Below are 13,722 nucleotides of genomic sequence, written 5' to 3'. Positions count from 1 at the left end.
TCGCAATAGACACCGCCGCCGTACCCACAACCGGAACCGACTTCTTAGCCCGGTCGATTTCCCTAAACCTGCAATCGCAACGCAAAACAAGGTAGATAAATGGAGAACCCCCTTTTTTGGCCGATCAAAATCGAGAACGACGTCACCGTGTGTGCGGCCAGCGACATCAATTTGATGACCCCTTATGTTTTGCTGGAACAGGAGGATTGGTTCGAAGACGAAATGGATTTTATCCGGAGCTACATCGAGCCGGGCATGCACAGCCTTGATATCGGCGCCAATCACGGCGTGTACGCCCTCAGCATCGCCAAACGGCTCGAGGGCGGTAGAGTCTGGGCATTTGAACCGACTTCGGCACCGGGGACGATGCTGCAGCGCAGCATCGAATTGAATGGCTTTAGCGGCAAGGTCAACCTGCTGCGTTTCGGCTTATCCGACACGACTCGCGCCGCGGAGATCAGCGTATCGGCCAACAGCGAACTCAACTCGTTGAACGGTAGCGGCCAAAATAAGGAAACCATCCAATTACGTACCCTGGACGACAGCTTGGCCGAATATGCGCCGGGGGTAATGATCGATTTCGTCAAAATGGACGCCGAAGGCGAAGAAATCAACGTCCTGAAAGGCGGCCAACGCTTTTTCAGCGAACAGTCGCCGCTGTTGATGTTCGAGTTAATGCACGGCAGCCAAATCAATCACGGCTTGATCGACGCCGTCCGTCAATTCGGATTCGGGATTTACCGTTTGATCGCCGAACCCAACGTTTTGGTCGAATTCGATGCCGATCAACACAGCGAGACCTTAAACCTGTTCGCCTGCAAACCGGACCGGGCGGCATTATTACGCCAGCGCGGCTTGTTACTGGACCGGGATCCGCAACCGGCAGTAACCCCAGATAGCTTCGACCCCAGTGCATTTTTTGCCGGTTACGAGTACTCGCACTATTGTTTGCCGCTCGATAGCAGCGAATTGGCGCCGGAATTTCGCCAACTAATATCGCTTTGTGCAGCCTACGAATCGGGCAAGCTCGCTGCGCACGAGAAGTTGAAATTGCTGCAACAGGCCAGAGTTTTAGCCGAACCGTACAACACACTGAACATCGCCACAGAGGCCGAAAAAACGCCCTGGCTGGTCATGCTGGTCTATGTTTACTACAAACTGGGCATGCGTGCGGCAGCATTGTCCACCGCAGCGACATTGTTGCTGAATATCAACGTGTTGACCGACTTCCGCCACCCGTTTCTGCCGCCGCTGAGCCGGGACTTAAATCGCCCGGTCGTCGGTTCGCTTGGCGAATGGTTGAAATGCGTGTTGATCGAGTTCTACGAAGCCAAACGCAGCTTTTCATCGTATTTTCTGGCCGACCCGCTTAGCGTCCTGGATCTGATTCAAAACAGCCCGAATTTATCGGTCGGCATGGCCCGCCGCTACGCCTTGGCCAGTTTGCGCCGGCAAAAACCGGTTCCCGAGCACATCAAGCAATTAATCGTCCAACACAATCGCAACAATGCCACGATTTGGCGCGAGCTGTTAAACCTGCCGCAAGCTTTCAATCTGCTCGACGCCTTGTTAAAAACAGACGACAAGCCGATACGGGTCAACATCGTCGATATCGGCGCCAGTTCCCACGGCCAGTTGACCGAACCCTACGCGCCGTTGATGCAGGCCGATTTAGCGACCGTGGTCGGATTCGAACCGGACCCGGAGGCCCACGCCAAGTTATGCGAGATCTACGCCGGCAACGACGCCTACCGCTACCTGCCCTATTTCGTCGGCAAGGGCGGTCCGGCGACCTACTACGAAACTAACTGGTTCATGACCGGCTCGTTGTACAAGCCGAACAAACCGTTGCTGGACGCTTTTTTTCAACTCGGCGACGTGGTGCAGTTGGTCGCGGAACATCCGGTCGAGACCGTCAGCCTGGACCAACTGACCGACTTGGGCAACGTCGACATGATCAAAATCGACGTACAGGGTGGCGAACTCGACGTATTCAAAGGCGGCAGCAACGCCTTGGCCGACACCTTGGTGATTTGGACCGAAGTCGAATTCGTCGAGTTATACGAAGGCCAGCCCTTGTTTGCCGAAGTCGAACAATTCCTGCGCTCGCAAGGTTTTATGTTCCATTGCTTCACCGGCATCGTGCCGCGCAGTTTCAAACCACTGGTTTTGAAAGACAACCCGTATGCAGGCATCAAACAAGCAATCTGGTCCGACGCCGTATTCGTCAGAGACTTTCAAAAGCTGGACCGACTCAGTAACCTGCAATTGCGCAAACTGGCAGCGATATTGGACAGCGTCGTGCAGTCGCCGGATTTCTGCCTGCTGGTACTGAAAGAGCTGGACCGCCGCGAAGGCTCTAATTTAGCCGACCAGTACACCAACAATCTGCCTAGCCACTTCGCGCTGACCACGCCGACCGCCGTACTCAGCACCAACGACGCCACCCTGGTCCAGCAAAAAACCATGAGAGCGCTGGAGTTGCAAAACAGCAACGACGCCCCCGGAGCCAGGCAATTTTTTCTGGAAGTGTTGCAACTGCAAGCACAAAACTTTCCGGCCCTGTATTCGCTCGCGGTCCTTGCCTCGCAAGCCGACGAACAACAGGAGGCCTTGGATTGGATCGGCAAAGCCATTGCCACCGACACCGGCAGAAGTTATGCGCCGGCGCATTTCGTCCAGGCCGTGGTACTGCAATCTCTTGGGCGATTCGACGAATCATTGGCGGCATACCAGCAGGCGATTGCCTTGGACCCGGCCTACGAAAGCGCGATGATCAACCGCAGCAACCTGTACTACGAGATCAAACAGCACGTCAAAGCGGTCGAGAGCTTCAACGAGGCGTTAAAAGTCAATCCGACATCCGACAAGGCGCTGGCCGGTCTGGGCATTATCCTGACCGAAATGAACCGTTATGAGGATGCCATTCCGCTATTCGAACAACTGTTGACGGCGAATCCGGATTTCGATTACGGCAGAGGTTTGCTATTTCACGCCGAGCAGCATTGCTGCGACTGGCGCCGGTTCGAGGAAAGCCGCGACATTATCGAAACCGGCGTCCGCGAACAACGCAAGGTCTGTAAAACGCTGCCGTTTATGTCCTTGTCCAACTCGCCCGAAGCTCTGCAGCAATGCGTCAAGATTTTCGCCGAACATTTGTTTCCGCCGAAAAACAAGGCGTTATGGAATGGCGAAAGCTACCGGCACGATAAAATCCGCCTCGCCTACGTGTCGCCGGATTTTCGCGAACATCCGGTCGGACATTTGATGGCCGGCATCATCGAGCACCACGACCAATCCCAATTCGAGACCATTGCCATTTCGTTGGGACTGGACGACAAAGGCGCATTGCGGCAACGCTTCGAAAATGCGTTTAGCAAATTCATCGATGTACGCGGTAAAAAATCCTGGGAAATCGCGGAACTGATCCGAGATCTGGAAGTGGATATCCTAATCGATTTGGCCGGCTATACCGCCGACTCCCGCACCGACATTTTCAGTTACCGGCCGGCGCCGATTCATGTCAATTTCCTGGGTTACCCCGGTTCGCTGGGTCTGGACTACATGGACTATATCCTGGCGGACCGCATCGTCATCCCGGAACAGCATCAAAAATATTACAGCGAGAAAGTGGCCTATCTGCCCAATGCGTATCTGCCGACCGACTCGAATCTGAAGATTGCCGAGCGCACGCCAACCCGAGCGGAAATGGGCTTGCCGGAAACCGGCGTTATCTTTTGCTCGTTCAACCATGATTACAAGATCAATCCGCCGATGTTCGACATCTGGATGCGCCTGCTCAAACAAGTTCCGGGCAGCGTGTTGTGGCTGATGAAGTTGAACGAACCGGCGCAACGCAATTTGCGCCGGGAAGCGGAACAGCGCGGGATCGATCCGAATCGGCTGGTATTCGCCACCCGGGTCCCGGCCGTGGCAGACCATCTGGCCCGCTATCGGCTGGCGGATATGTTTCTCGATACCACGCCTTACAACGCACATACCACGGCCAGCGACGCCTTGCGGGTCGGACTGCCGGTGGTGACCTACCTGGGCAACACCTTTTCCGGCCGGGTCGCAGCCAGTTTGTTGCATTCGATCGGCTTGCCCGAGTTGATCGCTCAGTCGCTGGAAGAGTACGAGACTTTGGCGTTGAAACTGGCCACCGACAGCGCTTATCTGGCCGGCATTAAAGCCAAACTCCTCGAGAATCAAAAAAGCCATCCCTTGTTCGACACCGAACTGTTCTGCCGCAACCTGGAACAAACCCTGCGCCAGCTATTAGCAGATCAGCACCGGCCCGCCTGACCAGCAACAAACGATAGTGTCTGCCGAAAAACTGCAACAGCTGTTGCAAATCGCCATCGCCCAGCACCAAGCCGGGCGACTGGCAGAGGCGCAAGCTTTGTATCTTCAGATATTGCAGTTGCAACCCGAACACGCCCAAACCCATCACAACATGGGTGTTCTGGCGTTGCAGGTCGGCCAATTCGACATTGCCCTGAACCACCTTGAACGCGCTATGGCAACCGACCCGGCGCAACACAAGTACCAGCGTAGCTATTTGCAGGCGCTGGTTCAGGGCGAGCGTTATCCGCAAGCACGAGAGCTGCTGCAGCAAGCCAAGCAGCGCTACGGTTTAGGCGTGCCGGATATTGCGGCGATGGAACAGGTCCTGGCCGCCCCAGCCGGGCCGGATTTGCAGGCGTTGTACGCCCACTTTCAACAAGGCCGTTATGCCGAAGGCGAACAACTTGCCCGCCGTTTGCTCGCCCTCTTTCCTGAATCGGGTATCGTCTGTAAAATCCTGGGCTTGTTCCTGCTGCAACAGCAGATTTTCCCGGAAGCCCTGCAGGCTTTAGGCCGCGCCGCAGATCTGTTGGCCGATGACGCCGAAGCCCAGCTCAATTACGCCTCAGCTTTGCACGGTCAGGGCTGCTTTGCGGAAGCCATCGACGCCTACCGCCGCTCCTTGCAACTCGAGCCTAATAACGTGCCTGCATATGCCAATCTGGGCAGCCTGCTCTACAATCTGGGCCGTTACGCCGAAGCCGAGACTTGTTTTACCCGGCTGACGGCGCTAACTCCCGACGCAATCGACGCTTGGTTGCGCTTGGGTCTGAGCCAACAGGCGCAAAGCCAATTCGCCGCTGCCGAGCAAGTGTTTCGCAAAGCATTGGCTAAAGCCCCTTTCCAGGCCGAAGTCCACTACCAATTAGCGGTAGTATTGAAAAGCCAGGCCAGGGCGGCTGAGGCCTTTGCGGCCTGCCAGCAAGCGCTGGTATTGAATCCGGAGTATGCGGAAGCGTTTTGTACGCTGGGTTCGTTATATTACGAAGCCGGCGATTTGGTCCAAGCCGAAACTCATTTCCGCAACGCGTTGGCCAAGCAAGCCGATTATCCGGAAGCGCTGAACAATCTCGGCACCACCTTACAAATGCAGCGGCGGCTTATTGAAGCCGAATCCAGTTATCGCCGGGCGCTGGAACTGAATCCGGCTTATGTCGACGCAGTTACCAATCTCGGCATTAATCTGCAAAGCCAGGGCCGCATTGCCGAAGCCGAGGCCTGCTGGCGCCGCAGCTTGGCCCTGAATCCAGATCAAATCGCCACCCAAAGCGGTTTGTTGTTTCATTTGAACTACAGCGCACACACGCCTAACTGCAATTATCTGGAAGAAGCGCAGAAATTCGCCGAGATGGCCGAGCATGCGGCGCGGCCGTTTGCCGATTGGCTATGCGACGACAATCCGGAGCGGTTACGGATCGGATTGGTGTCCGGGGATTTACGCGATCATCCGGTCGGGCATTTTCTGTTGGCGTTATTGCGCGACAGCGACGCACAGCAAGTCGAATTTATTGCCTACGCAACTCAGCCCGGAACCGACCACTATTCGATGCGTTTGCAACCCTATCTACGCGAATGGAAAAATATTGGCGGTTTGACTGACGCAACCGCTGCCGAGCTGATACGCGGCGACGCGGTGCATATCCTGATCGATCTTGCCGGCCACAGCGCCCACAATCGGCTGCCCTTATTCGCCTGGAAGCCGGCACCGGTTCAGATTAGTTGGCTGGGCTATTTGGCTTCGACCGGGCTGCCGGCCATCGATTACGTGTTGAGCGACCCTTATTCGATTCCGGCCGAAGACGAACAGCACTTTACCGAAGCGGTCTGGCGTCTGCCGCAGACTTGTTTATGTTTTACGCCGCCGCAACAGGCCGTCGAGGTTGGGCCGCTACCGGCGTTGCAAAATGGTTATATCACCTTCGGCAGCTTCAACAATCTGACCAAAATCAGCGACGATACGGTAGAGCTGTGGGCGCAAGTGTTGCGGCATGTCCCTGATGCCAAATTGTTTCTGAAAGCCAGCCAGTTAAACGAGGCTTTGGTTCGGGAACGGACCATCGACCGCTTTGCCGGCCACGGTATCGACAGGGATAGGTTGGTTTTGAGCCCGCCTTTTAGCGACCGGACACAACATTTGGCGGCTTACCAGTCTGTCGATATTGCATTGGACACGTTTCCGTATCCCGGCGTGACTACCAGCGTGGAAGCGTTATGGATGGGAGTGCCGGTGCTGACTCTACGCGGCGGCGGTTTACTGGCGCGCGCCGCGGAATCGATCGCTACCAATGCCGGGCTGGCCGACTGGATCGCGGCAGACCAGTCGGATTATCTGCAGAAAGCCGCTGGTTTTGCCGCCGATCTCGGTCTGCTTAGCCAGCTGCGCTCGGAATTACGGGACCGGCTGGAATATTCACCGCTGTTTGCCGGCAGGCAATTTGCCGAGCAATTTGCCCAAGCCATGCGGGAAATGTGGAGCACCAGGGCTAATCGCTAATTTTGCCGCTGCAGGTCTGCGACTGTCCGGGCTAAGAAAAAACCGAAACTAACGGCTGACGCCCGACAAGAACGGCACGAAGGTTACCCGCTCGATGACTTCGTCTTCAAAGCCGTGTTCGGTACGCGTGATTCTGTGTAATTCCTGCATGCCTTCCAATCCGACCGGGATAACCAAGACGCCACCGACTGCGAGTTGTTCCAATAATGCCGGCGGAACTTCCGGTGGCGCCGCAGCGGCCAAAATGCCATCGAACGGAGCGTGCTCCGGCCAGCCCCAACCACCGTCGCTATGCTTGAACCCCACCGTTTTTATGCCCAGTTCCCATAGCGTGTCTCGAGCTTTTTTCATCAACGGCGCAATCCGCTCGACCGAATAAAGCTGACCGACCAAGTTAGCCAATATCGCGGTCTGGTAGCCGCAACCGGTGCCGATTTCCAATACGTTTTTCCGCGGTCCGAATTCCAGCAATAACTCGGTCATTTTCGCCACGATGTAGGGCTGGGAGATGGTTTGGTTATGACCGATCGGCAGCGCCGTATCTTCGTAAGCCCGACTTTCCAGAGCCTCGTCGACAAAAATATGCCGCGGCGTATCCGCCATCACCGCCAACACGTTACCGTTTGTTATGCCCTGCTGCCGCAGCCGGGAGATCATGCGCTCCCGGGTGCGGCGCGACGTCATGCCGATGCCTTGTAGACGCCGACTCATACCTATGCCTCCAATGCCAACCATTCGCTCAGGCCTGCCAAACGCTCATAACGGGTCAAATCCAGTTGTAGCGGCGTGACCGATACAAAACCGTTACGGATCGCATCGAAATCCGTACCCGGCCCGGCATCCTGCTCGCTACCCGGCGGCCCCACCCAGTAAATAGTATGCCCGCGCGGGTCGCTGGCACGAACCACCGCTTCCGCCTTGTGCCGCTGGCCAAGGCGGGTTGCTTGATACCCTTTCAATTCGCGCAACGGCACATCGGGTACATTCACATTCAATAAGGTGTCCTCCGGCAGCGGATGAGCCAGAATTTTTTGCATTAAGGCGATTGCAACCGCGGCCGCGGTATCGAAATGTTTGGGGTCGCTGGCTGCTAGCGAAATAGCGACCGCAGGCAATCCCAAAAATCGGCCTTCAGTCGCTGCCGCGACGGTTCCGGAGTACAGCACGTCGTCGCCCAGGTTGGCGCCATGGTTAATACCAGCGAACACCATGTCGGGTTCGGTTTTCAATAAGCCGGTAATCGCCAAGTGTACGCAATCGGTCGGTGTACCATCGACACGGACAAAACCATTGTCACATGCCGTAGCGCGCAACGGCATGTCCAAAGTCAACGAGTTGCTGGCCGCGCTGCGGTTCTTGTCCGGTGCAACGACGGATATTTCGGCATGTTGACTCAATGCTTGCGCCAATGTGTTGATCCCTTGCGCCAAATAGCCGTCGTCGTTACTAATCAGAATGTGCATACCGCATTAAAACGCATTAAAATTGCAGCATCTTAGCAAAAAAACCGCAAAACCAGCAGCTTACGTGACAAAAAAAACCACTTCGCCGGATGACTCCGCGCTGTTCAGAAACACGGTAGGCAAAGTTAAAACTATCGATACCAATACGGTGAGTCTGCAACCCGCCGGCAAGCCTCGCCCATTTCCGAAAACTAAGCCGCTCGAACAAATAGACCCGCTGCAAAAAGATATTTCTGAAAAGTTGGACATGCTGTTTCAGGAAGACCGGATTGCCTTTCTAGCGCCGGGCCTGCAAAAAAACGTGCTGAAGAAGCTACGCAAGGGGCAGTATGGCTTGGACGCCGAAATCGATCTGCACGGTTTGACTAGCCGAAACGCCAAACAACAATTATTAAATTTCTTGCATGACTGCGTCGAAAACGGAATCCGCTGCGTTCACGTGATTCACGGCAAGGGATATAACTCGCCCGCCAGTCAGCCGGTGTTAAAAAATGATATCAATTTGTGGTTACGCCAACATCAAGACGTATTGGCCTTCTGTTCGGCACCGCCAAAAGCCGGGGGCTCCGGAGCCGTATTCGTATTGCTGCGATTCTCCGCCAAATTTGGCGCCCACGAAGAAGATATCTAAATCAATGAAGCTCACCAACAAGTTGTTTGGCGCAGAACCGTTTTATGTAAGGACCGCTTACCTTGACGAGGCCGTGAACTTGCTCTAGCTTTTTAGCACCGAAACGCTACACCTGTCTAAAAACACCCACATCAGCGATGACAATTGCCCTCATTTCTCGCGGTAACAAAAACACTCGATTATTAGCCGGCCCCGCACCGGGAGGTATCCGCTTATGAGTTTGAAGGTAGCAATCGTCGGCCTCGGCCGTATCGGCCGCGGCGTATTACGTACGAACTTTTCCCAGCAAAGTGGAGGCCGACATCAGATTTGCGTGGTGTGCGACGTGATGACGATTGACCATGTCGCGTATTTACTGGCAAATGACAGTACGTACGGCAGACCTCCGTTTCAAGTTGAGTGCGATGGCAACGACCTGATTTTGGATGGGAAAAGAATACGCTATCAACGGGTCGATAGACGACGCAGCGGCCCATCCGAACATGGCTTGGACAGTTTGAAGGAATTTGATCTCGATGTTTTATTCGACGCCACCGGCACCGCTAGCATCAATGATTTCAGAACCATTTTGGAACGGGGCATCGCCCGCAAGGTGTTATGCACATGGAACGTTACCGGGTGCGACATCAGCCTCGTTTACGGGGTTAATCAGACTGATTACCTACCGGATAAGCACCACGTTATCTCCGCAAGTACCTGCACCGGAAATGCAATGGTACCGATTTGCCACATTCTGGATAAACATTTTGGAATAGTATCGGCGCGTATCGCCACCATACACCCCCAACTCTCTGACCAGAGGGTCTTGGACGGCTACCACTCATCTTCACAGCTTGGGCGAGGCTGTGCCGCTTCGATCATCCCCACCGGCACCAATGTTGCCAAGTCGACAGCTCTCGTCTTACCAAATTTGGCGGGCAAGTTGGAAGCCGTTTCCTACCGCGTCCCAACAGCAATAGTGTCGGTGATCGACTTTACTGCATACTTGGCAACGGATGCTAGCCGAGATCAGTGCATAGAACTATTTGAGCGATATGCTAACAACCAATTATCCGGAATCATTTGCTGTGACTACGGGGCGTGGGGCCATCAAAAAGCAAGCATCGACTACATGCGAACAGATTTCTCTGCAATTTTGTTGATGGCGCAGCTCACAATTAATCAGCAAAGGCAAATCGGATTATCGATAATGCACGATAACGAACACGCATACAGCTGTAGAGTTTTGGACGTACTCGGTGTGTTGAAGTCAGCAACGCAGAACCACCCCACACAACGCTCTGAATGAACCCTATAAGCGGATTTCCTCCAATTGCGACGGAGCGCGCCCGAATCTTGATTCTCGGCAGCATGCCAGGATTAGCTTCGCTTAACGCCGGTGAATATTACGCCCATCCCCGCAATCAATTCTGGCCGATTGTCTGTAGATTACTAGGAATCGATGCGTTACTTCCTTATGAATCCAGATTAAATGCTCTCAATGACAACGGCATTGCCGTGTGGGACGTGATAAAAGACTGCTCTCGTTCTGGCAGTCTAGATTCCGCTATTGTTAAACAAACGATCGTTCCCAACGATTTCGTTATATTTTTCCAAAGACACCCATCGATACGTAGCGTGTTCTTCAACGGTGCTACAGCAGAAAACCTGTTTAGGAAATTTTATTTAACTACCACGCTGAAGGTATGCGATGACATACGCAACTACAGAAGACTACCATCAACCAGCCCGGCCAATGCCGCATTATCATTGGAACGGAAGCTGGAAATATGGAAGCTTATATTGAATTAGCTATCCGAAAAGCGACGGATAAAATGCACTTCTAAATAAAAAGGCCTAACCAAATTAGGCTAGGCCTTTAAATAAAAACCTCTAGTAAAGTTAATAAGTTTATTCTGACGCAGCCACAGGCTCCGGTCGATCAACCAACTCTACATAAGCCATTGGTGCATCGTCACCTGGCCGAAAGCCGCACTTAATGATACGCAAGTAACCACCAGTTCTGGCAGAGTAGCGTGGACCCAGTTCGTTAAACAACTTAGTCACCACATCGCGATCACGCAACTTGGAGAAAGCTTGACGACGTTTTGCGACTGAATCATTTTTCGACAGAGTGATCAACGGCTCTGCAATCATTCTTAATTCTTTTGCTTTCGGAAGCGTGGTTTTAATCAACTCATGCTTAAAAAGTGAGCAAGCCATGTTGCTAAACAGCGCTTTTCTATGGCTGCTGTTTTTGTTTAACTGTCTTCCAGATTTACGGTGTCTCATTTTTCAGTGCCTTATATTCAAATTCCAGCTTGGGATTGGTCTGCCAAGTTCTCAGGCGGCCAGTTTTCCAGCCGCATGCCTAAAGACAGTCCTTTAATAGCAAGGATGTCTTTTATCTCGGTGAGAGACTTCTTGCCTAAGTTGGGAGTCCGTAACAGCTCGACTTCTGTTCGCTGGATTAAATCGCCGATATAAAAGATATTTTCTGCTTTTAGGCAATTCGCTGAACGAACCGTCAGTTCCAAATCATCTACCGGACGTAATAGTACGGGGTCGAAAGAGTCCTCTTCTACCGCAACTTCCTCCTGAACTTGCTCGTTGACCTTTTCGAAATCAACGAAAACAGAAAGCTGATCGTGCAAGATTGACGCGGCCGTCTTTATCGCATGCTCTGGATCTACAGTGCCATTAGTTTCCAACTCGATAACTAAGCGATCGAGATTGGTCCGCTGCTCAACCCGGGTGCTCTCTACGTGATAAGCCACTTTAACAATCGGACTGAAAGCGGCATCCAACATGAGAACGCCAACGGGAGCGTCGTCGAACGCTTCCTTTCTGACGCTTGCTGGAACGTAGCCCCGCCCTCTTTCAACTTTAATTTTTATGTTCAAGCCGATATCTTGTGTAACGTTAGCGATGACCAATTCAGGATTGGCGATTTCAACGTTATGAGGCAATTCTATATCACCAGCAGTAACAACACCCGCTCCCTTTTTTGATAAGGTTAATGTTACCTCGTCTTTAGAATGGACAATTACGGCCAGCTTTTTCAAATTCAAGATGATATCGATAACATCTTCTTGAACGCCTTCGATCGTGGTAAATTCGTGCAGCACACCATCTATAGATATTTCTGTAACTGCGCAACCAGGAATTGAAGAGAGCATGACCCTTCTCAAAGCGTTGCCGAGCGAGTGGCCAAAGCCTCTTTCAAGCGGCTCGATCACAATCCGCGAATGATTGGCCGATTCGTTTACGACTTCAACTAATCTTGGCTTAAGAAGGCCACCAATAGAACTCTGCATATATTGTATCCTAGCCCTGTTTATTACTTAGAATAGAGCTCGACAACCAACTGTTCGTTGATGTCAGACCCCAAATCGACGCGATCAGGCACGGATTTGAATACGCCGCTCATTTCTTTAGCGTTAACTTCCACCCATACCGGAAATCCGTATTGTTCCGCAACGACCAACGCATCCTTAATTCTCTGTTGACTCTTAGCTTTCTCTCTGATTTTAACCACGTCGCCTGCGGAAAGCTGATACGAGGGGATGTTGATCAGACGATCATTGACCAAGATTGCTTTGTGCGACACCAACTGCCTAGCCTCTGCTCGAGTGGCCGCGTAACCCATGCGATAAACAACGTTATCCAGCCTGGACTCCAGGAAATCCAACAAATTTTGACCAGTCGCACCCTTCTGCAAGTCGGCCGCTTTGTAATAATTTCTAAATTGCTTTTCCAAAACGCCATAAATCCTGCGCAAACGCTGTTTTGCGCGCAATTGCATAGCGTAGTCAGAGTTTCTCGTGCGCTTAGCCCCATGCTGACCGGGACGCTGATCCAATTTGCACTTACTCTCCAGAGATTTACCTCTGCTTTTTAAAAAAAGATCAGTGCCCTCTCTGCGACTTAACTTACACGCAGGACCAAGATATCTTGCCATTATTTACTCCACTACCTAAACGCGACGCTTTTTTGGAGGACGGCATCCGTTGTGAGGAATCGGAGTCACATCCACAATATTCGAAATTTTAAAGCCCATGCTGTTTAATGAACGAACAGCGGACTCCCTGCCTGGACCAGGCCCTTTGATCATGACGTCGAGGTTTTTCATGCCATATTCCTGCGCCACCGCGCCGGCTTTCTCAGCGGCCACCTGAGCTGCAAATGGAGTGCTCTTTCTCGACCCGCGAAATCCGGAGCCACCTGACGTAGCCCAAGACAACGCGTTACCTTTCCGGTCTGTAATTGTAACGATCGTATTATTAAAGGAAGCATGAACATGCACTATGCCGTCTGCAACTTCCTTTTTTATCCGTTTCTTAACTCGATTTTGGGTTGCCATCAAATTGCCTATCTATTTTAATTACTACTTGGTGACCGATTTACGAGGCCCTTTTCTAGTCCTCGCATTTGTCCGAGTCCGCTGACCTCTCAACGGCAACCCCCGACGATGCCGAATCCCGCGATAGCAGCCAAGATCCATAAGTCTCTTTATGTTCATAGAGACTTCCCTACGCAAATCGCCTTCGACGGTCATACCAGAAATGACTTTGCGTATTGCCTCAACTTGATCTTCAGTCAGATCCCTGATTTTGACAGCGGGGTTAACCCCTACTTCACTGCATATATCTCTAGCAGTCTGCCTACCAATTCCGTAAATAGCTGTTAAAGCTATCTCCGCATGCTTATGATCAGCCACGTTTATACCAGCAATACGAGCCATTCAAACACTCCAAAAACGATACTATAAGGTTAAACGGAGAAGTATAACACTCCGAAAAATAAAT

12 protein-coding genes are annotated in these 13,722 nt (G+C 52.5%); 5 read left to right on the top strand and 7 right to left on the bottom strand.

What is annotated here, in order from left to right:
- Window positions 1-99: 99 nt before the first annotated feature.
- Both ACH518_RS08520 and ACH518_RS08515 read left to right on the top strand, forming a co-directional pair.
- Complete coding sequence (locus tag ACH518_RS08520) at window positions 100-4,305, top strand: FkbM family methyltransferase (protein ID WP_445372560.1); 4,206 nt, start codon at window positions 100-102, stop codon at window positions 4,303-4,305.
- Between the two features lie 16 nt (window positions 4,306-4,321).
- Window positions 4,322-6,841 (top strand): tetratricopeptide repeat protein, encoded by a 2,520-nt coding sequence (locus tag ACH518_RS08515; RefSeq protein ID WP_445372559.1) that lies wholly within the window; start codon window positions 4,322-4,324, stop codon window positions 6,839-6,841.
- 48 nt (window positions 6,842-6,889) lie between these two features.
- Here the strand turns inward: ACH518_RS08515 and ACH518_RS08510 are convergent, their stop codons facing one another.
- Both ACH518_RS08510 and surE read right to left on the bottom strand, forming a co-directional pair.
- Complete coding sequence (locus tag ACH518_RS08510; RefSeq protein WP_278209447.1) at window positions 6,890-7,552, bottom strand: protein-L-isoaspartate(D-aspartate) O-methyltransferase; 663 nt, start codon at window positions 7,550-7,552, stop codon at window positions 6,890-6,892.
- Between the two features lie 2 nt (window positions 7,553-7,554).
- On the bottom strand, window positions 7,555-8,304 hold the full coding sequence (surE, locus tag ACH518_RS08505; RefSeq protein ID WP_445372558.1) for a 5'/3'-nucleotidase SurE: 750 nt from the start codon (window positions 8,302-8,304) through the stop codon (window positions 7,555-7,557).
- Window positions 8,305-8,368: 64 nt separating this feature from the next.
- Here surE and ACH518_RS08500 point away from each other — a divergent pair, with 64 nt between their 5' ends.
- From ACH518_RS08500 to ACH518_RS08490, 3 genes are all read left to right on the top strand, one after another.
- Window positions 8,369-8,935 carry a Smr/MutS family protein gene (locus tag ACH518_RS08500; RefSeq protein ID WP_445372557.1) on the top strand — a complete coding sequence of 189 codons (567 nt, stop codon included), beginning with the start codon at window positions 8,369-8,371 and terminating at the stop codon, window positions 8,933-8,935.
- 214 nt (window positions 8,936-9,149) lie between these two features.
- Window positions 9,150-10,223: a glyceraldehyde 3-phosphate dehydrogenase NAD-binding domain-containing protein gene (locus ACH518_RS08495; protein ID WP_445372556.1), complete on the top strand. Its 1,074-nt coding sequence runs from the start codon at window positions 9,150-9,152 to the stop codon at window positions 10,221-10,223.
- Window positions 10,220-10,726, top strand: coding sequence for a DNA-deoxyinosine glycosylase (locus ACH518_RS08490; RefSeq protein ID WP_140913527.1), 507 nt, complete (start codon window positions 10,220-10,222; stop codon window positions 10,724-10,726). The genes ACH518_RS08495 and ACH518_RS08490 overlap by 4 nt, the downstream gene beginning before the upstream one ends.
- 99 nt (window positions 10,727-10,825) lie before the next feature.
- On the opposite strand, the gene rplQ is transcribed toward ACH518_RS08490, so the two are convergent.
- The 5 genes from rplQ to rpsM are packed head-to-tail and all read right to left on the bottom strand — an operon-like array spanning window position 10,826 to window position 13,658.
- Window positions 10,826-11,206, bottom strand: a complete 381-nt coding sequence (rplQ, locus tag ACH518_RS08485; protein ID WP_140913526.1) for a 50S ribosomal protein L17 — start codon at window positions 11,204-11,206, stop codon at window positions 10,826-10,828.
- A gap of 17 nt (window positions 11,207-11,223) precedes the next feature.
- On the bottom strand, window positions 11,224-12,231 hold the full coding sequence (locus ACH518_RS08480; RefSeq protein WP_278209452.1) for a DNA-directed RNA polymerase subunit alpha: 1,008 nt from the start codon (window positions 12,229-12,231) through the stop codon (window positions 11,224-11,226).
- Between the two features lie 23 nt (window positions 12,232-12,254).
- Complete coding sequence (gene rpsD / locus ACH518_RS08475; RefSeq protein WP_278209453.1) at window positions 12,255-12,875, bottom strand: 30S ribosomal protein S4; 621 nt, start codon at window positions 12,873-12,875, stop codon at window positions 12,255-12,257.
- Between the two features lie 15 nt (window positions 12,876-12,890).
- Window positions 12,891-13,277, bottom strand: a complete 387-nt coding sequence (rpsK, locus tag ACH518_RS08470) for a 30S ribosomal protein S11 (protein WP_020484822.1) — start codon at window positions 13,275-13,277, stop codon at window positions 12,891-12,893.
- A 24-nt stretch (window positions 13,278-13,301) separates the two neighbouring features.
- On the bottom strand, window positions 13,302-13,658 hold the full coding sequence (gene rpsM, locus ACH518_RS08465) for a 30S ribosomal protein S13 (RefSeq protein WP_140913523.1): 357 nt from the start codon (window positions 13,656-13,658) through the stop codon (window positions 13,302-13,304).
- Between the last annotated feature and the right edge of the window lie 64 nt (window positions 13,659-13,722).

The sequence above is a fragment of the Methylomonas sp. HW2-6 genome (assembly GCF_052474525.1).
Note: the sequence above shows the minus strand (reverse complement) of the source record. Positions and strands in the feature narration are given on the sequence as shown.